This window comes from Paenibacillus dendrobii (assembly GCF_009807035.1).
Lineage (GTDB): Bacteria > Bacillota > Bacilli > Paenibacillales > Paenibacillaceae > Paenibacillus_AQ > Paenibacillus_AQ dendrobii.
Map to the genome: position 1 here is coordinate 1459462 of NZ_WUBI01000001.1, position 19590 is coordinate 1479051.

Sequence of the window (19590 nt, forward strand, 5' to 3'; positions counted from 1 at the left end):
TTCATCAATGAATGCTCTCCTGCTGCTGCCGGTATTCTTTCGGAGTCTTGCCTGTATTCCTCTTGAAAAGGACGCTGAAATACTGAGGGTCGCTGTACCCTACCTTCTCGGCAATCTCATAGCTTTTCAGGCGGGTCGTACGGAGGAGTTCCATCGCTTTTCCCATCCGGATACGGGTCACGTATTCCACAAAGGTGCCGCCGGTATGCTGTTTAAACAAGGAACTGAAGTAGCTGGCGCTCATATACAGGTGACTGCAAACCTGCTGGAGCGACAATGTTTCATCGTGATAGTTGGCCCGGATATATCCCTCTGCTGTATCCATTTGGGAGCGGATATGGCTGGATCGGTGTTCCGTCAAGCTCATCATTATACCGCGGCTGATATCTTCAATCCACGACTGCGCCTCATCGAGTGTACGGAATGACCCTACCCTGGAAAAAGCGTCCGCCGGAATCAGGCTGGCATCGCTGAGGCCGGTCTCTTCCGCATGCTTCATCATGGCGATCAGAATTCGATACAAAATGCTGTGGCATCTGACCACCGAGACGCCGCCTGTTCTTAGCTCCTGGAACCATTCCTGAAAAACGCCGGAAACCTGATTCAACTTGCCTGTTTTCAAGGAGCTGATAAGCTGCTGTTCCCAGTCGGACGTATAGGATGGGATGGATTGACCGAATTCCACGTCTTGGATGGATATGACCCTTCCTTCCCCCAGCAAAAAAGTATAATCCAAAGATGAAAGCGCTTCCTGATAAGAAGCTGAAATATCCTCAAGCGCGTCACATTTCCTGCCTATTCCAATGGATGAGGGTAGCCTGATGTATTTATCCAGACTGTTTCTGGCTTGATCCGCAACCCGCTGCGCCTTCAGCTCCAGTTGTTCAGGATTGCCTTGGAGAATTACGGCCAAACGGTCATCCCGGGTCCGAAAAGCAATGCCGCTCCCTTCTTGCTCCAACTGTTCCTGAACAATATTGTAGGCGGCATACTGCAGCAGTTCTTGTTCATCCCGCAGCTCCCGTTTTCCGCGTGTTTGATCAATATCGATCACCAATGCAATATATGCGGGTCCGCTCAGCCGAATATGAAAATACTCAAGCTTCCGATGCAGCATCTCCTTGCTGATCCGTGTAAAAACAAGCCTTTCCATAAATCTCTCGCGCAAAAGAGGCAAACTCTCGTTCAGCTGCATGCGCAGCTGGCTTAAATTACGACGCTGCTCCCGTTCCGTGTCCAATTCGACTTTCATTTGGAGCATCAGGGAAGTAAATTCGCGGGCATTGATCGGCTTAAGCAAATATTCCTGTACCCGATGCGTAATCGCTTGCTTCGCGTATTCAAAGTCCTCGTAGCCGGTAATAATGACCACCTTCATGTCCCGGTACTGTTCACTGACGATGCGTGCAAGCTCCAACCCGTCCATGAACGCCATGCAGATATCGGTAACGATCAGGTCCGGACGCTCGCAATCTATGGCCTCAAGAGCATCCCGTCCATTGTCATATTCGCCGATCAGTTCAAAACCGCAGTCGTTCCAGGAGATTTTATTGCGTATACCCTCGCGTACCTCGTCTTCATCATCAATCAAGATTACCTTGTACACCGGCGCTCCCCCTCTATTCCGACTAACAGCATCCATTATTCTATTAACTGTAAATAGCATAACAGAGACTGCCTCCATTGCGCAGCCTCTACTATGCTATTTCCTACCGCTATGTTTCATCCATGATTGGAAATTACTCGTACAGAAGAGGTTTAATTTCTTCCGAATCAATATTGGATTTATCATACCAGTGGAATCCCGTGTCGATATCTTTCTCGACTTTTTCGCCTTTCATGGCCATAACCGCTGCCTTCACTGCCTGGTAGCCAATGCCGATCGGATCTTGGGTAACCGCACCTGCCATCGTTCCGTTGCGGATCGCATCCGTTTGCTGCTTACCGGAATCATAACCAATGACGACGATCTTCCCGCTCTTCTTCATTTCACTGACCGCATTTGCAACGCCGATGGCCGAACCTTCATTGGCGCCGAAGAAACCTTTTAGATCCGGATGGGCCTGCATAATGGCTTTGGCCAAGTCGGTCGATTTCAACTGATCCCCGCCGCCGTATTGAATATCTACAATTTTGATGTTCGGATATTTGCTTTCGATTTGTTCTTTGAACCCGTCGCGGCGGTCCACGCCCGTACGGCTGGTCTGATCATGTACGACTAACGCGATTTCGCCGGATTCGCCGATCAGCTCCGCCATTTTGTCGGCGGCAAGCGCAGCTGCTGCCTTGTTATTCGTTGCTGCCGTTGCAACAGGGATATCGCTGTCCACGCCCGAGTCAAAGCCGATTACAGGGATGTTATTCGCTTTAGCCTTTTCCAACAATGGAACGGCTGCTTTGCTGTCCAAGGCCGCAAATGCGATCGCGCTAGGTTTTTTATCCAGAGCGGTCTGGAGCATTTCAATTTGTTTGTCGACCTGCGTTTCCGTTTCCGGCCCTTCAAAGGTAATCTCCACGTCGAATTCCTTGGCCGCTTTCTCCGCACCGGATTTAACGGCTTGCCAGAATTGATGCTGGAATCCCTTCGAGATTACCGGAATATAAGGCTTCCCTGAGCTCGCTGCCTTATCGCCCCCACCGCTGCCGCACGCGCTCACCATGAGCATGGTTGCCAACATACCGCACAGCAGGATCATCTTCGTTTGCTTTTTCTTCATTCCAATACCCCCTTGTTTTCATTCGGAAATTTAGTCATTTTCATATTTCATATGCAAGCTCCCTAGGAAGGGAGGTGATACTGTTTTTACTATGATTTGTTTTTTCTGCGACGCAAAATATCCATATAAACCGCGAGGATAATGACGAGACCTACGATGACGGTCTGCCATTCCTGGGCAACCGACAGAATCCGCAGGCCATTCGTCAGCACGCTCATGATTAGCGCCCCGATGACCGTTCCCAGGATCGAGCCCATCCCGCCGCTTAGCGATGTTCCTCCAATCACGACTGCAGCGATGGCTTCCAGCTCGTAACCGCTGCCGAGCGCCGGCTGAGCCGAATTCAGGCGAGACGCCATCATAATGCCGGCAATGCCGCTGAACGTGCCCGTAATGACGTAGATAACAACTTTCCAGAGCACCGTATTGACGCCCGACAATCGTGCTGCTTCCTCATTGCTGCCCAAGGCGAAGTTATAACGGCCGATGATGGTCTTTGTTAAAATAAAGCTCGCGATGACGGAAGCAATCAGGAAGATCCATACCGCGTTCGGAATTTCGAGTCCTCGGATAGAGCCCATGGTGAGCTGGTTAAATAGCGGTTTATCGGTAAAATAAATCGGCTTGGTACCCGAGATGATCAGCGATAGCCCCTTGGTAATCATCATGACGGCCAACGTGGCAATAAAAGGCGGAATTTTCATTTTGGCGATCATCAGACCGCTGACCAGACCGCATAATGAACCGGCCAGTATGCCGCCGATGACACCCAGATATATAGGTCCATTCCAGTAGGTGATAAAAACGCCTGCCATCACCGAGGAAAAGGTCATCACCGTACCCACGGACAGATCAATGCCTCCAGTGATGATAACGAAGGTGGAGCCTAAGGCCAGGACGCCGATCACGGCGGTCGATAGCATGATACCGACCAGATTATCAAACCTGAAGAAGTTTCCAGACAATAAGCTGAAGACCAAAATTAAAATGATCAAACTCGCGAAGGCCAGTATTTTCTGCCTCGCAGCTCCCTTGGTTCCTGTTTTCTTGACCTGCTGTCCCCCTGCTGCCGCAGACTGCGTGGAATGAAGCTTCACGCGAAATCCCCCCTCATCTTGTTTACATGACCCGCGACCGCATCGTCGCATACTTCATGATCGTTTCCTGCGTCGCTTCTTCAGCGCTGAGTTCTCCCGTAATCCGCCCTTCGCACATCACCATAATCCGGTGGCTCATGCGTAATATTTCAGGCAGCTCCGAAGAGATCATGATAATGGACTTGCCTGCGGCCGCCAGCGTTTCCAGCAGCTTGTAGATTTCGCTCTTCGCTCCGACGTCGATACCGCGCGTCGGCTCGTCGAAGATAAGGACATCGCAATCTCGCGTCAACCATTTGCCGATAACCACTTTCTGCTGATTGCCTCCGGACAAGAACTTGACCTTTTGTCCAACTCCCGGAGTTTTGATGGAAAGCGATTGGACAAAATGCTCCGCCGTCCGGTTAATATGAGCCTCTTTCATCCAACCCGCCAGATTTCGGTAGCGCTTGTAGGACGCGATGGCGATATTGCTGGCCACGTCCATATCCGTCAAGACACCGAAGCGTTTTCGATCTTCGGAAAGATAGCCGATTCCCAGGCGTACCGCATCATGCGGATGTTTGATCCTCGCTTTTTTACCGCGGATGATAATCTCGCCTCGATCCACAGGATCGGCTCCGAATATCGCTCTGGCAACCTCTGTTCTGCCTGCCCCCATCAATCCGGCAAACCCAAGAATTTCACCTTTTTTCACACTGAAGTGAATGTCCTGCAGCTCCCTGCCCCTGGTTAATCCCTTGACCTCAAGCACCGTTTCGGAATCGGGACTCACAGGTGCGAGCGATTCTGTCTCATACAGCTCCCGGCCAACCATCATGCGAATGATATGATCGACGTCCATGTTTCGCCCCGGTACGGTGTCCACATAGGCTCCATCTCTCATGACGGTAATCCGGTCGGAGATTTGCTGCAGCTCTTCCATTCGGTGCGAGATATAAATAATGCCGACTCCTTGCTGCTTCAGCTGCGCAATGATCCGAAACAAATCCTGGATTTCGGTTTCCGTCAACGCAGCTGTCGGTTCATCCATGATGAGCACTTCCGATTGGAAGGACAGCGCCTTGGCGATTTCGACCATCTGCTGCTTGGCTACGCTCAGCTCCGAGACGAGCATTCTAGGATCAAGCTTCAGGTTCATTTGCTCAAACTGCCGGCTTACTCTCATATTCATTTCTTGGTCATCCACCAGGAAACCAATCTTTTTTGGTTCGCGTCCAAGGTAAATATTCTGGGCAATCGTTAGATGCGGCAGCAGGTTCAGTTCCTGGTGAATCATGCTGATTCCGCGGTCTCTGGCTGCGCGTGTGTTCGGCAGTTCAATTTCTTCACCCTTATAAACGATCCGGCCCGCATCCTTCGAATAGACGCCAGTTGCAATCTTCATCAGCGTCGATTTACCGGCTCCGTTCTCTCCGATCAGTGCATGTACCTCACCCGGCATCAGCTCGAGCCTGCACTGCTTCAATGCGTGTACACCGGGAAAGCTCTTTTCGATTCCTTCCAGACTTAGTAAAGCATTCACTTGGGTCCCCCTTTTCTGCTCTTGCGATGTATGTGGGAAGCGTTTTCATTACTGTAGATTCATTGTACCGGGATGTCTGAGGAACGAATATGGAATAATCTCTTCAAAAAAGTTGAAAAATCTATGATCTGCTTCCTTGCCCATTCGAACACCATAAAAAAACGGATGTCCGTTTGCCAACGGTCATCCGTTTTGAAGTTGCCATGCGCTTTTGTCAGATTAAGGCTTGAGAACGACTTTAATGCAATGGTCCTCTTTATCGTCAAAGATTTTATAGGCGTGCTCAGCTTCCGAAATCGGCAGCCGATGTGTAATAATGTCAGTCGCATCGATTTCTCCGGACTTCACCCATCGAAATAGCTCCGGCATGTAATGAATGACGGGAGCTTGCCCCATTTTCAATGTAATATTACGCTCGAACAGATGTCCGAATGGGAACAAATTGTACGTCAGTCCATAGACGCCGACAACGGATATCGTGCCGAATTTGCGGACAATGTTCGCAGCCATATCGAACGCACCGAGCGATCCGCCCTGAAGCTTCAAGGTCGTCTCGATTTTTTCGATCGGAGTCCGTTTCGCATCCAAGCCTACGCAGTCGATGACCACATCCGCGCCGCCTTTGGTGAGCTCGAGCAGGTACTTGTCCAAATCCTTCATGGTTTCAAAATTGTAGGCTTCCACATGATTGTATTTTTTGGCATGCTCAAGTCTGTAATCCACATTGTCGACGGCAATCACGCGCTTGGCCCCTTTTTTCCAGGCAAATTTCTGCGCCAGCAAACCCACAGGCCCACAGCCCAGTACAACGACCGTATCGCCCTTTTTAACGCCCCCGTTGTCCACTCCCCAAAAGGCAGTAGGCATAATATCGGACAAAAAGAGAATTTGTTCGTCCTCAAGCTCAGCATCCCTCGGAACGACATAGGGAACAAAGTTACCGTAAGGAACCCGAAGCAATTCTGCCTGTCCGCCCATATAACCGCCATAAGTGTCCGAATAACCAAAGTAGCCGCCCGTGTCCCGCGCATCATTGGAGTTGTCGCATTGGCTTTCCATGTTGTTTTGGCAGAAGAAGCATTGTCCGCAGGAGACGTTGAAAGGAATAATTACCCTGTCGCCTTTTTTCACGCGGGTTACCTCCGGCCCTACCTCTTCGACAATTCCCATCGGCTCATGGCCGATCACATAGTTGTCGTACATGCCAGGAATCAGGCCATGATAAATATGCAAATCCGAACCGCAAATGGCCGTCGTGGTAATCCGGACCAGTATATCGTCTTTCTTCTCCAGACCGGGATCGCGAACCTCTTTGACTTCAACCTTTTTGCGTCCCTGATATGTTACTGCTTTCATGCCGCGTTCCTCCAGATTGTTTTCTATAGTCTGCCCGGAGAAAGGAAGGTTCATTATGAATTGACAAAGGCGACATTCGGTTAGTCACAATGCGGTCCCCTCATCAATCTCATTCCAAACGAAATAGCCAATTAAATCGAATTATGTAGAAAGAAAATAAATAAGAATAGTTCTAAACACACTACCATAATTAACCATTTAAATTTAATATTTAAATTAAGACGACTTGTACAAAGGCGGACACCTTACGAGAAAGGTGGAGGCTGTAAACATGGATATCTTTCAAGCTCTATCAATCATGTTTGCATTTGGGTTGTTTATCCTCACCTTGTTAACCTACATTGACAAGAGGAAATAATCTGAATTGGCACTAGTTTTGGTTTGAAACCATACTAATAAAATCCGCCAGTTACAAGCCGCCGTACGAGTCAGATCATATCCAATTGATCTGACTTTTTTTATTAGTTATTGAAACAGTCATTTCATTTTGGATTGTTCCCGGCATTTTTCAGAGTTTGCCCTATTCTTATCAAATCACTATTCACTATCTTTTGCTGGCAAAAGGCAAAGCAAATACAATAACAAATGCTTCTTCTGCCTTTACACTAATCAGTTCATTACTTTGTGGTAACAATAGTGATGCTACATACCCATCATAATTAGCATTATCTTTTTCTGCGTTGACCTTTTTTCAATGAATTCTCGCCGCAACTCTGGATAAAAAAAACCACGCACTCTAGTCTCTTGGATAATTAACTTCCATAATGTCCATAAATGGCACCTTAGTGATAACACCATCTTTCTTGATATGCACTTTACCCGTCCGAGAGTCCATCTGATCAATTTGTCCCCGGACTGACATTTCCCATCCCCACACAGTTAGCACGATAACTGATTCTTCTTGGTAGGCTTCTGTAAGCTGATTTCCTAGTTCCTCAAGCACAAATTCATCTCTTGTTGGTCTCTTTGCTACCTTAGATTTTGCCATGGTTGGTGTCCTCCTAGTTGTTCATATCAGTACAGAAGAGTTTAAATCGCGGTCTGGGCTTTTTCTGTTCGACCGAAATAAACCCTTCTTATTGGAACATTGGCTCACATCTTCAAGTCTATAATTTTCAATTGATCCTGTCTCATGATTATATCCAACTAATTCATATGTTGTCATCGATGTCACCACAATGGTTATAATTACAATATGATGTTGCAGATGCGATGTTCAGCGAGTGGTGCTTCAAAAAAACTACAATATAGAAAAATATTTAGGGATAAGTCGTCATTAGGGCGGCTTTTTTTATTTTAATCCCCACCTTATTTATTAAAGACTTATTTCATTCGCTTCTCCAGTTCTGCCATTTGGCATTTGGTTCATATTGTGATTGCTGAAAGTTTGAACATTACACAGAAATTGCGATACATAAAAAGCCCCTCTTAAGGATACTTCCTTTTGAGGGGCTTTTTTAATGAATCATCGTAAAATCAGGTATGGATTAACATATTTATTCCATCATTATATGGTTCGGAAATGCAGGTGGACTCATATTGTTACTCGTTTAACGCCTTCTTCAATTCCTCCAAATTTGAACGCATGACCGCGATATAATCCAGATGTTTCGCCTGATCCTCCTCGGTGAGACCTTCAAGCGGATTCAAGACGGCCGTGGATGCACCAATTTCCTTGGCAATCGTCTCTGCTACTTGGGAGGATACGAGCGTTTCGAAGAAAATCGTTTTCACCTGATGTTCTTTCGCGAACTTCACGACGCCTGCCATCGCCGATGCAGACGGCTCCTGTTCAGGCGACAATCCGGCGATCGGAACCTGCGTTAAACCATAGGTTTTCGCCAAATATCCGAATGCGGCATGCTGGGTGATAAAATCCTTGCGTTTGGTTTCATTCAGTTCCTTTTGAAAGTCCGTATCCAGTTGCTGCAACTTGGTGATATAGGCATCCGCGTTTTTCGTAAACTCGTCTTTATGATCAGGTGCCTTGGCAATAAGAGCTGCTTCAATGTTTCGTACTTCCTCGATTGCGAGTTTCGGAGATAACCACACATGAGGATCCAATCCTCCATGATCATGATCATGCTCATGTGCCTCTTCTTGGCTGCTCGAAGACTCGCCATCATGATCATGGCCCGCTTCGGCGTCCGCATGCTCCTCTTCCTCTTCTGCGCCTTCCATCAATTCAATTCCTTTACTGGCTTCAACCGCTAGCATGTTTTTATTACTCGATCCGGCCAGAACCTGTTCGACCCAGCCTTCCATGCCTGCACCGTTATAAACAAGCAGATCCGCCTGCTCGATCTTTCCGATATCCTGCGGTGTTGGCTCCCAATCATGCGGCTCCACACTCGCAGGTATCAGTAAATTCACGTCCGCCAAATTACCTGCCACTTGGCTGGCAAACTCGTACATCGGATAAAAGCTTGCCTCTACTTGAAGCTTCTTCGGAGCTGCCTCAGACACGACTGTTTTTGTAACCTCGGTGCTCTCTTCTTTGTTTTGACCGCAGCCGACCAAAGAAACTGCCAGTACTGCCAAGGTTAATGCCGATACGAATGGAATCCATTTTTTCATTATTTGAATACTCCTTCTTCTATGGTTTGTTTAGTTCTTTCAAGCAAAATGGTTTGGGCTTTGCCTTTGCGGCGATTCCGGACCTGTTGGATCACTCGTTGGAATCCGATTCCAACCAGCAGAATCATGAGCAAAATCAGGGCAATGGTTCCTCCTGGGGGCGTATCCGTGTAATAAGAGGCCGTCAGTCCACTGAATACACCCGTCAAGCCCGTAGCAACGGAGAGGATCGATGCGGATACAAATCCTCCAGCGAATCGAAGTGCAAAAGCCGAAGGAAGCACGATCATGGACGACACGAGCAGCACGCCGACAATCGGCATGGCAGCCGCCACAATCATTCCGGTCATCACGGCGAATGCAAATGACAGCAGTTTGACCCGTACCCCGCTGACTGCCGCAGTATCTTCTTCGAACGTTAGGCTGTACAGCGGACGGCGGAGCAGAATGAAGAAAATAAGGCCGATCAAGGTTACTGCAGCGATGATCATGAGTTGCGATGGGCTGACAGCCACAATGGAGCCGAATAAATAGGAACTGAAGCTTTTATTCAGGTTTGTTTTCATATTCATCAGCACCATTGCAAGCGCCAGGCCCGAAGTCATGATAATGGCTACCGGCACCTCACTATACGTCTTGTAGGTTCGGCGGAGCCATTCGATCGTCATACCTCCCAAAACCGCAAACAGAAATCCGAATATGACCGGATTGGCATGAAGCACCGTACCTAGCGCCACGCCGGCCATCGAGACATGCGAGAGGGTGTCAGACATCAGGGACTGCCTCCGTAATACCAGATATACTCCAAGAATCGGAGCGATCAGCGAGATCAGCCCCCCGGCCCAAAAGGCCCGCTGCATAAATTCATACTGGAACATGATCGATTTCTTCCCTCCCTTCCAGATAAACCACGCGATCGAGATAATCCCTTGCTTCATCCAAACCATGCGTCACCATGATTACCGTGGTACCTCTCGTCTGGGTAACCTTTCTCATCCATTTGTAAAAACGGACTCTGCTCGCTGCATCCATCCCGGTTACCGGTTCATCCAGAACCAACAAATCCGGCTGCTGTACCATTGCGCGTGCTATGCAGGCCCGTTGCTTTTGCCCTCCGGACAACTCCCCGATCTTACGGCTGCGCATTTCCCACAAGCCGACCGCTTTTAACGTTTCTTCCACGAGCGCATGCTGCTCCTTATGGAAGCGGCGAAACAGGCCAAGCTCCGGATAACAGCCCGACTTCACCAGCTCATAAACCTTACTGGGAAAGCCGGAATTGAATGAAGATGCCTGCTGCGGAACGTAGGCGACCGAGCTTCGGCTGAAATCTGGCGTAAACTCAATGCTGCCGCTCCAAGGCTTGACGAGTCCCAGCATCAGTTTTAAAAGCGTTGTTTTAGCCGCACCGTTAGGTCCACTGACCGCAATAAATTCTCCGGCATGAATATCCACGGACACATTTCGGAGGACGGGCTCATTCCCGTATCCAAAGACAATATTGCGTAAGGAGCAAAGGATCATGTATATCCTCCTTTTCTTTAATAGTAATCATTACGATTTAAAAAACGGCAAAAAAAATTCCCGCCTACAACTCCTAACTTATGTAGGAAGAAGAATCTATCACTCCTAATTCGTAATCATTACGTTTAAGACACATTAAAACATATATGAACCTAGTTGGCAAGTTATTCGTAATAATTACTATTAACTTTTTCCGAACTTAATCCGTTGCAGCAAACTGCCGCTCCCGCAGGAGACGAAAAAAAGGCACCCTGCAGGGTGCCTCTCTACGTAATGCATATCGTCATGATACTGATTTTAACGGTTCTGTTGACCCGCCTTTTCCCGGCTTCCATTTCAAGCGACCCGCATTCAAGAACATAATCAATCCGAAAATAGCCAGCAGTCCGCCCAGGATCTGAAACCAGGTCATTTGTTCATTCAGGAGAAGAAATGCCAGCAAACTCGCTCCCACCGGCTCTCCTAAAATGCTCATGGAAATGGTGGTAGCCGATACATACTGCAACAGCCAGTTAAACAACAGATGACCAAACACTGTCGGAACAATCGCCAGCAGCAAAAACATGCCCCAGTCCTTCCCCGCGTAGGCCGTAAACGATATCCCCCCAATGAGGTTGTACGCCGCAAAGACGATCGTCGCAGACAAAAACACGACGAAGCTGTATACATAAGAGGATACCTGAGTCACCATTTTCTGCCCGATGAGCATATGGACGGATACCGCCAATGTGCCGAATACGGACAGCAGATCCCCGATCAGATTGGTCCGTGACACTCCGATATCGCCCCAGCCAATCAGGACCGCACCGATGATGGCAACCCCCATGCCAAACATGGCGAAGGAAGATGTACGTTCTTTATAAATAAAGAATGCTCCAATCACGATAAATACGGGTTCCAGCGCCAAAATGATGGTAGAGCTTGAGACCGTCGTCAGTTTCAGCGAACCCATCCATAGCAAAAAATGCAGCGCCAGAAAAAATCCGGAAGTAAAGAGCATGGATGCTTTTTTCAAAGAGAGCGACTTCAGCTCCGCCAGATGCGGCCGAATAAACGGAAGCATCAGCAGGGCGGTAAACAAGAGCCGGTACATCCCCTGGATCGACGCGGGAGCCGCCGACCATTTGACGAAAATAGATGAAAATGAAACAGCGATGATGCCAATGGTTAAAGGTATTGCTGTGGGAATCGGTGCAGTTTTTCTCATGGTGCTTCCTTTCCGGTACAATGCTAACAACAACTTATTGTAGCACGGTCCAGCTAAGCCCGCCATCCTTCGTTTCGGCTATCCCCTGATAAAACTGCAGCCATCCATGCTGCCGATCCGCAAAAGTCAGATGCTCGATATCGCCGACATCCGTCCCTTTCGGAAAAGGGTGATCTATCCAGCGCTTGCCCCCATCAGTCGTCGTGAGCAAATGCATGGAAATCCCATTCGTCTGCTTAAAGTCCTCCATCATGATGTAGCCGTGTTCGGAGTCGGTAAAGCTGATGGCTTCCGGATATCCTTTCGCCGGCAGCGTCAGGACCTTGTGCTCACCCTTCCCATCCGTTACACGCGATAGTGTCGCAGGGTTATCTTGATCTCCCTCCCTGAGGATCCATCCATCCGACATCGTCGTGAAGAAAGCTTTTGCCAATAAGCCGGTGCCTTGACCCGCTTGGGTCTTGTTCCAACTTCGCCCGCCATCGGTCGTACGCCACACAATCTTCTCATGGCCGCTGGCAAAAAGCAGTCCGTTTCTCTCATCGTAAAAGCGAAAAAAGAAAAGTTCTGAAATTCCGTCGAGTCCTTCCAAGGCCTTTGGGGAAACAACCGACCAGGATTGGCCCCCGTCAGCGGTATTTAACAGAACATGATGTGGAGCAGCTTCCCGATAGGCTATGACATAACCTTCTTTTTTGCTGATAAAGCTGATGTTCTCCAATCGGATATAACCGTTGATCGAGCTAACAATGTTCCAGCTTGAACCGCCGTTCTTCGTCTGCAGCACCTGATTGCTGTCAAGCTGGGTGCCGATCGCGAATCCGTTAGCGGAATCCAGGAATGACATATCCTCTGTCGGCTGAGCTTCAGGATATGGGGATGGGTATAATTGCTGCCAAGTACTTCCGCCATCACTTGAATGTACGATAAATCCCGAGCCACTAATATCATCTGCCGCCGCCCAAATCTGCTTGGAACTAATCATCTGGAGCTGATTGACCGCATACAAATGACCCGGTGCCACACTCGTGAACGTTTTGCCTCCGTCCGTTGTCTTGTAGATACCTCCCTCAACCGGACCTGCTCCCGGATGAAGCGACATCATTCCGATGCTCGTATTCGTGAATTGAAAAGAGGTTGGCGTCGGTCTTCCCGTCCGCTGTATGCTCACTTTGTTCCAATGTTTGCCTCCGTCCGTGGTGCGGTACAGATCCCCACTGATTATTCCGGTATCATTCGTGAGCAGCCATCCGGTGGATTCATTGATAAACTGGATGCCAAGACTCGATAGAGGGGAATCCTTCGCCTGTACTTGCAGCTGCTTCTGCCAAGATCCGCCTCCGTTCATGGTCTTCAGTACCGCCAGGTTCCCGGCGTCCCTGCCTACAGAGCCCGCTACATAACCGATTTGACCTTTCAGAAAGCTCATGTATAGCGGCGTGAAGTTGTGGACGCCAAAGGATACGGCTTTGAAATGAGAACCGCCATCCCGGGTTACGTATAATGCTCCGTTGACCAGCATGACCCCGCTATTGGAGTCTTGAAAAGATAATCTGTGCAGGTTAACAAACACATGGCTTCGGTCCTCCTTGGAAGCCGCCTGCCACTTCGTTATCCAGCTATTTCCCGCATTCGACGTTTTAAGGAGCCGCATCGTTTTACAGGTGGTTGTTCCGCTTGTAGTACATCCTTCTTCAATCAGCACCCAGCCTGTTTTTCCATCTACAAAATCCATGCTCCGCACGAATTGGCCCGGCAGTTTCTTTTCCGCCCAGTGCTCTCCTCCGTCTGTCGTGGAGATCAGCGTTAGCGACTCGCCATATTTTTGTTTAACGGCAAAGCCTGTTGTGTCATTCACAAAATCAATGACCGGTATATCAAATGGGCTAACGGTATTTTCGATTTTGACCGGGGAGCCCTCTTGGAGTTCCGCCTGTTTTACGGACTGAACGTTTATAGGCGTTGAATCTCCTTTTAGCGACGGCCCCGACACCTTTTCCACCACCAGCTTCTGGTTTAACTGCAAAGCCTGGACTCCGCTGGATGATTCGATATGATTCGATTTGCCATATGAGCATGCTGACAAGAGCAACGTCATGATCGCCAGCACGGCCACCATATACATGCTCCAGTGTTTTATTTTCTTCATGGAATCCTCCTTACGCTCCCGAGGGATGTCTACTCTGTTCTACGAGTCATACCTCATCAATTAAAATCCTTGTCTACTTGATGATCATGACTACGATTATAAAGAGTATCCAGAATTGAGAGGTTAAGGAATATTCTCGATTCGGAGTCAGTTTTTTCTTTTTTGGACTACCCACCAACCGGCAAGAATCGAAAAAGAGAGCCAAAACAAGACAATATGGGCGTTGAAAAACAGAGATGCGGTATACGCATTAACAAGTCCGATAGAGTCGAATACGGGCATCGATTCAGCATCTGTACGAAGGGAAGTTAGTGTATGTTTCAGTTTGCGTAGCTGCAAAAAGAAGGATAGCAGAAGCGTACATGATGAGAGAAAGGGCACCAAAGAATGATATGACAATTTTGCAATATAATCCTCAAGAGCGTCAAAATAGCGTACCGCGAAGACAAACGTAAACAGCAGCAGCGCGGCCAGCATGGACCATCCCGGATAAAGCAGCAACCTGCCGATGTTAGTCGGATCTGAATGCATAGAATTCATAGGCGTCAGGGTATGCAAATCGACAAAAATGACTAGACATATACAGCCAAACAGAAGCGATAGATACGACATCCAGCTTTTTGCGGACATGATGTACCTCCTTCATATTATTTAAGTTTCACACATAAAAGCTTCGGAAGAAAATTACGGCTGTGCGCCCTTCCGAAAGCTGCCCGACCTGAATCGAGCATGCCTGTCCCATTGAAATTAGATCCATACAATATATGCACCTTTACGGCACTCTATCCTCATTAACTAATTAACCCTATCTCCCTTTCTACAAAAAAAGGACGTGTTTGGTATCTTTGCCGCCGCTCGCGGACAAAGGGTCCCAAACACGTCTTGTCTTCACTTCAACTTACATAAGCTAGCCATGCATAAATGAATATTTTGCGCAGATGCAGCTATATCGACGGATCATTCATGATCCGATCCAGGAAAACGGCCGCTTCCGCGCGGGTGGCATGCCCTCTCGGAGAGATCATCCTGTCATGACCTTGGATCCATCCATGCTCAATCATTCCGGCGATACTGCCAGCTGCATAGCCCGACACGCTGCCCGCATCCTTATAGCTGTCAAGAGCAGCCGAAGTTCCTTGAATTTCCTCCGCTTTGGCAGCTCTCACCGCCCGCGCGGCCATCACCATCATATCTTGTCTGGTGATCATCGCATTTGGTTCAAACCGGCCGCCATCCGTGCCCTTCACGATGTCCAGCTTCTTCGCTGTCGCTACAGCCTCGGCGTAATCATCCGACGGTTTGATATCGGTAAATAAATTGCCTGCTTCGGACTTCAAATCAAGTGCCCGAACCAGCATTACGATAAAGTCTGCTCGATTGACCTGCTGAGCAGGGTTGAATGCTCCAGCCGAAGTCCCCTTTACGATTCCAGAAGCCGCCAATTTCTCGATAGCTTCTCTGGCCCACGGAACACCTCCAAGATCCATAAACTGCGGTGAGATTTGCGCGTAGACAACCGCATAAATCCCAGCCTGGTCTGTTTGGAATGTGACGTACTTGCCGGAATCGGAATACGCCGCACCTTGGACCAGCGTAAGCGGGCTGAAGGGTTGATTGTTGACAGACATGATGCCGATGCCGGCTGTCTCTTCGTTGCTCGCACTCACATAGGGAACTGAAACGGTCAGAGGTGACATTTCATGGGTCCAGGCAAAGGACTTGCCGTCCAATATAAACTCCAGTTCCACGATCGGCCGGCTGCCAATACGTTTTTTAGCGTCTTCGCTCAACGATTGCTGTCCCCGCTCGCTTACCTTCAAGCGAAGCTGTTTGCCGCTAACCGCTGTTGCAGCCACCCTCTGGCCTGAAAAGATTACCGACGCTTTAGGTGTGATCACTTCCATGGTCAGGTCAGTCTGCGACGATAAGATGCCTGCGGGAAAATCCAGCGCGTAAGCTGTCGCATTCCCACTCGCTCTCAGCTCGATGATGATCTTTCGCTTCCCGTTAGAACCCGCTTTCGCTTGAGCAATCGCCTGCTGAAGCTCCTGCTCACGCATAGTGCCGACCGCCGTTTTACCATCCGCATCGAGCTTGGGAACGATAACCGCTTTTAAAGATCCATCCGCTTGCAGCTGGAAAGCGGTCGGAGACGATGCATGGGTTGCAGATCCGCTGCTCCCGGCACTTCCACTGCTTCCGCTGCCTGCATTCCCACCGTTTCCTCCATTTTCTCCGCCGGTCGAAGCCTTCTTGTACTCGAAAGTAACCTTTTCCGGATTCGTCATATCTGCCGTAGAAACATAGACCTCATAGGTCCCTTCCAATTCGCCCGCAAGCGTGTATTCGAATTCAAAATCCCCGGCTTCGGTACTTGCCGCCTGAGCTTCATAGTTCACTTTGCCCTTGGGATCGAGAACTTTCAATTTCACGTTGGCCAGATCGCCCCCCATCATCAAGCCATGGACGGTAACCTTTCTCGAAGCGGCGTCTACCGTTGCATTCAAGCCGTCAATTCTCTTGGGTTCCGAAGCTCCGGACAGTTTATATACGCCGAATTCATAGAATGAATAGCCGTAATCGGTCGCTCTTTCGATGCCTTGAAATTGGACGTACCGGGCCTGCACCGGATCAAAATGGATCGTTTCCTTGCCATCTTGAGCCGTAATAACCCCCTCATTCTCCTTCATCGCACTTTCCCAATGCTTCTTATCGTCAGAGACAAGGATTTTGTAGGTTTTCGCGCGAGCATACTCCCAATCGATTCTTACAGTATCGAACGTTTTTATGTCACCCAGATCGACTTGAAAAACCGTATTGTTCCGATATTCGCTCGCCCATCTGGTCGACGGGAAACCGTCTACGGCTTTGGAGGGAGCATAGTTTGCATTGTTTCCTTCTACCGAAGAGGCTTCCGCCGTCTTATTTTCCGCCAAATTTCCAGCAAGATAGAATATGCTTTCCTTCAATGTGTTATATGCCTGATCAGATACCGAGTGTTTAGCCTTCAATTCGTCCAGCACCGCATTGAAGCCCAACAAATACGCGTTAAACCGAGATGCATCCTTACCCTCAAATCGCTTCATCAATTCAAGATAGTTGTTCAATGAGCGCGGTGCTTCAGTATTCATGAACTGCCTTTCTTGATCGAAGCGGTCCACTAACGTCTTTACGCCTGCAGCATTCGTGGATGCTTCAATGATGTATGATATTTTCTCGGATTTGCCGGTCGTTACCGTGATCAGCAGCTCATGTTTCCCCAACCTGCCGGCCAAATCGATAGGTGTGCCTGCGGTATAAGGCTTACCGTTAAACATGGCTGTAATCTTCGTTAGGCCGCTGCCGTCATCCCCATCGACTTCCCATGTGAATTGCACGGTTGACGTATCCGGCACGATGACTCCGCTTTGAAGCGGTTGACCGTTCATCTCCACATTGACGGTCGGAGGAGCATCATGGTTGATCTTATATGTCCCATTCACGTATTGGTGCAGCCATTCATACATGACCCGCGTTGCCGGATCCTTGCTCACCGCCGAATCGTAAACCGCGTTGTTCCCCTGGTAATAGGCCCGGAATCCATTTTGCATCAGTCCCGTCTCGACGCCGCTATTCAAATAATCGATGTATCTTTCGCGGAATACGCTATCCGTCAGCATCCGGTCATCGAATTCCACCTCATTGGACATGCCGTATTGTTTCGCTAGATTCGCGGCATCTTCCAATCGGTCATCGTCCATGTCCTCGAAGAAATAGTTCGGCTGAAAAGCGACGGCATCGAACCCTACATCCTTCCACATGAATGCTTTATAAGCGAGGAAATGAGGGATCCAAAAGAACTTCAGGTTCATCTGATGAACGTTTCCGCTCACGGAGCGGAGCAGATCCGGTCCCTTTGAACTCGTGCTAATTTGCTCTTCCAACCAATACATGCCGACAAGCTCAAGATTGGAATAATTCGCCTCATTCCATCTGGACTGAACTTGATCAAGCCACCATTTGACCGCCTTTTCCCGATTCGCAAGCGCTTTCGATTCTCCGACTGCCGAAGCATCGAAGCTTAACGGTTCGCCGTCAATAACTCCGAAATCATTGATCTCCTCGCCCGGATCCGGAATCATCAGGACGACCTTTTCCTTATGCCCGGGTTCACCCAGAGCAGACCCGACCTCCCGGGTCGCTTCATTCAGCTGTTGCATATCGCCTTCGGGTGCAAAGGTTTTATCCAGATACCAATTCCAATCCGCCAGATTCCCGTGCCCGCCATAATCATGTCCGGATTCTGCATTAATGCCAAGATACAGTATGCCGTCAAAAAGCCACTCTGTAGGTTTTCCTGACGGATCTACATAACTGATGTTCGGAATGATCCGCTCCTTCGTCCAATCGCCCTTTCCGTTCGCATATTGTCCGTTGTATAACAAACCAAGATTGCGGATACCCGCCGTTGCCTCTCCAGGCGCTAAAAAACCTACTGGTTGAGAAGGAACCGTCTCCGCACCTTCCATTTTTCCGTCCGCGCCCCAAATTTCGATTTCATCAATAAACGACCATGCCCGGGTATGCATCGTAAAGGTTACTTTTACATAACGGGCGTATGCCATCGTTGCATTCAGATTACCGCTCTTGATGCCGTCTTTGCTTCCATCCCATGTGAAAGTTTCTTGTCTTGGCGGTCCGTCCCCCCAGAGAAGCTGGGTAGCATTATCCGAAAGCAAGCCCCAGTTCTGCTTGTCATCCGAGACATACATCGACACCGTAAGCGGTACCAAGATCGAATTCTCCGGCCAATCTTGGAGAAAGTGGGCACCTATCCTCGCAATGGATTTTTCCTCACCCAGATCGAAAATGACCTCGCGCGTTTTCTTCTTCACATGGCCTACCCAAGCAGGATCTGCCATATCCAGCTTTCCATATATCCCGTCCGTCAGCTTGCTGCCGTCATCCGGATGTTCTGCGTCCGGCGCTTCGGACCATTCATAGGGCAGACCTGCCGCAAGGTTGCGGAGCTCAGTGCTCCCTTCGGTTAATGGTGCTGCCTGATCCTTCGTTTCGGATGGCAGTTGCTCCTCGTCCGCCGCTGGCTCCTGTCCATCTGCTGTCGGCGGTTCCGGGGTTACTGCCGGTTCGTCCGTATCCGGCGCCGGAAGTTCCGGCTCTGCCGCTTCGTTGCCTTCGCCCGGATCGGTATTTCCAGCCTGCATGATTTGCACGGCCGTCCCCTGCTCTTTCGCCTGCACGGCAGACACCGGTGCCAGCAGCAGGGCTGCAATCATCAGGATCGATCCCCATTTTTTGTCCCATCTCATCAAAGCCAGCTCCTTTTTGTTTCGAGTATAATCACTCTTACTTTTTAAAGCTTTTCAGTTTGTAAGCACTTGCAATGATTTCACTTTAGGCACTTTAGAGCTTTCTTCAAAGAGACAAATGATGACTTT

14 protein-coding genes are annotated in these 19590 nt (G+C 49.0%); 1 reads left to right on the plus strand and 13 read right to left on the minus strand.

The window, feature by feature from the left end:
• Positions 1-4: 4 nt before the first annotated feature.
• The 5 genes from GRF59_RS06195 to GRF59_RS06215 form a co-directional block, all read right to left on the minus strand.
• Positions 5-1606 (minus strand): response regulator, encoded by a 1602-nt coding sequence (locus GRF59_RS06195; protein ID WP_160496746.1) that lies wholly within the window; start codon positions 1604-1606, stop codon positions 5-7.
• A 133-nt stretch (positions 1607-1739) separates the two neighbouring features.
• Positions 1740-2717 (minus strand): ABC transporter substrate-binding protein, encoded by a 978-nt coding sequence (locus tag GRF59_RS06200; RefSeq protein ID WP_160496747.1) that lies wholly within the window; start codon positions 2715-2717, stop codon positions 1740-1742.
• A gap of 89 nt (positions 2718-2806) precedes the next feature.
• Positions 2807-3730 (minus strand): ABC transporter permease, encoded by a 924-nt coding sequence (locus GRF59_RS06205; protein WP_341480059.1) that lies wholly within the window; start codon positions 3728-3730, stop codon positions 2807-2809.
• Positions 3731-3836: 106 nt separating this feature from the next.
• Positions 3837-5339, minus strand: coding sequence for a sugar ABC transporter ATP-binding protein (locus GRF59_RS06210; RefSeq protein ID WP_341480015.1), 1503 nt, complete (start codon positions 5337-5339; stop codon positions 3837-3839).
• 219 nt (positions 5340-5558) lie between these two features.
• Positions 5559-6695: a zinc-dependent alcohol dehydrogenase gene (locus GRF59_RS06215; protein WP_160496749.1), complete on the minus strand. Its 1137-nt coding sequence runs from the start codon at positions 6693-6695 to the stop codon at positions 5559-5561.
• Positions 6696-6966: 271 nt separating this feature from the next.
• Here GRF59_RS06215 and GRF59_RS29675 point away from each other — a divergent pair, with 271 nt between their 5' ends.
• Complete coding sequence (locus GRF59_RS29675; protein WP_268760193.1) at positions 6967-7053, plus strand: putative holin-like toxin; 87 nt, start codon at positions 6967-6969, stop codon at positions 7051-7053.
• A gap of 378 nt (positions 7054-7431) precedes the next feature.
• Here the strand turns inward: GRF59_RS29675 and GRF59_RS06220 are convergent, their stop codons facing one another.
• The 8 genes from GRF59_RS06220 to GRF59_RS06255 form a co-directional block, all read right to left on the minus strand.
• Positions 7432-7683, minus strand: coding sequence for a YolD-like family protein (locus GRF59_RS06220; RefSeq protein WP_160496750.1), 252 nt, complete (start codon positions 7681-7683; stop codon positions 7432-7434).
• A gap of 554 nt (positions 7684-8237) precedes the next feature.
• The gene (locus GRF59_RS06225; protein ID WP_160496751.1) at positions 8238-9272 is read right to left on the minus strand and encodes a metal ABC transporter substrate-binding protein; all 1035 of its coding nucleotides are present in this window, start codon (positions 9270-9272) and stop codon (positions 8238-8240) included.
• Positions 9272-10210 (minus strand): metal ABC transporter permease, encoded by a 939-nt coding sequence (locus GRF59_RS06230; protein ID WP_423802933.1) that lies wholly within the window; start codon positions 10208-10210, stop codon positions 9272-9274. The genes GRF59_RS06225 and GRF59_RS06230 overlap by 1 nt, the downstream gene beginning before the upstream one ends.
• Positions 10137-10796, minus strand: coding sequence for an ATP-binding cassette domain-containing protein (locus tag GRF59_RS06235; RefSeq protein WP_160496752.1), 660 nt, complete (start codon positions 10794-10796; stop codon positions 10137-10139). Before GRF59_RS06235 ends, GRF59_RS06230 begins: the two co-directional genes overlap by 74 nt.
• 283 nt (positions 10797-11079) lie before the next feature.
• Positions 11080-12003, minus strand: a complete 924-nt coding sequence (locus tag GRF59_RS06240; RefSeq protein WP_160496753.1) for a DMT family transporter — start codon at positions 12001-12003, stop codon at positions 11080-11082.
• 34 nt (positions 12004-12037) lie between these two features.
• The gene (locus GRF59_RS06245; protein ID WP_160496754.1) at positions 12038-14152 is read right to left on the minus strand and encodes a WD40/YVTN/BNR-like repeat-containing protein; all 2115 of its coding nucleotides are present in this window, start codon (positions 14150-14152) and stop codon (positions 12038-12040) included.
• Positions 14153-14299: 147 nt separating this feature from the next.
• The gene (locus tag GRF59_RS06250) at positions 14300-14782 is read right to left on the minus strand and encodes a hypothetical protein (protein ID WP_160496755.1); all 483 of its coding nucleotides are present in this window, start codon (positions 14780-14782) and stop codon (positions 14300-14302) included.
• A 314-nt stretch (positions 14783-15096) separates the two neighbouring features.
• Positions 15097-19461, minus strand: a complete 4365-nt coding sequence (locus GRF59_RS06255) for a DUF4855 domain-containing protein (RefSeq protein WP_160496756.1) — start codon at positions 19459-19461, stop codon at positions 15097-15099.
• Positions 19462-19590 lie beyond the last annotated feature (129 nt).

Excerpts from the sequence above, each read along its gene's own strand:
- GRF59_RS06200 (WP_160496747.1), bottom strand. The coding sequence starts at position 2,717 with ATGAAGAAAAAGCAAACGAAGATGATCCTGCTGTGCGGTATGTTGGCA.
- GRF59_RS06220 (WP_160496750.1), bottom strand. The coding sequence starts at position 7,683 with ATGGCAAAATCTAAGGTAGCAAAGAGACCAACAAGAGATGAATTTGTG.
- GRF59_RS06255 (WP_160496756.1), bottom strand. The coding sequence starts at position 19,461 with ATGAGATGGGACAAAAAATGGGGATCGATCCTGATGATTGCAGCCCTG.
- GRF59_RS06240 (WP_160496753.1), bottom strand. The coding sequence starts at position 12,003 with ATGAGAAAAACTGCACCGATTCCCACAGCAATACCTTTAACCATTGGC.
- GRF59_RS29675 (WP_268760193.1), top strand. The coding sequence starts at position 6,967 with ATGGATATCTTTCAAGCTCTATCAATCATGTTTGCATTTGGGTTGTTT.
- GRF59_RS06225 (WP_160496751.1), bottom strand. The coding sequence starts at position 9,272 with ATGAAAAAATGGATTCCATTCGTATCGGCATTAACCTTGGCAGTACTG.
- GRF59_RS06245 (WP_160496754.1), bottom strand. The coding sequence starts at position 14,152 with ATGAAGAAAATAAAACACTGGAGCATGTATATGGTGGCCGTGCTGGCG.
- GRF59_RS06235 (WP_160496752.1), bottom strand. The coding sequence starts at position 10,796 with ATGATCCTTTGCTCCTTACGCAATATTGTCTTTGGATACGGGAATGAG.
- GRF59_RS06215 (WP_160496749.1), bottom strand. The coding sequence starts at position 6,695 with ATGAAAGCAGTAACATATCAGGGACGCAAAAAGGTTGAAGTCAAAGAG.
- GRF59_RS06250 (WP_160496755.1), bottom strand. The coding sequence starts at position 14,782 with ATGTCCGCAAAAAGCTGGATGTCGTATCTATCGCTTCTGTTTGGCTGT.
- GRF59_RS06230 (WP_423802933.1), bottom strand. The coding sequence starts at position 10,210 with ATGAAGCAAGGGATTATCTCGATCGCGTGGTTTATCTGGAAGGGAGGG.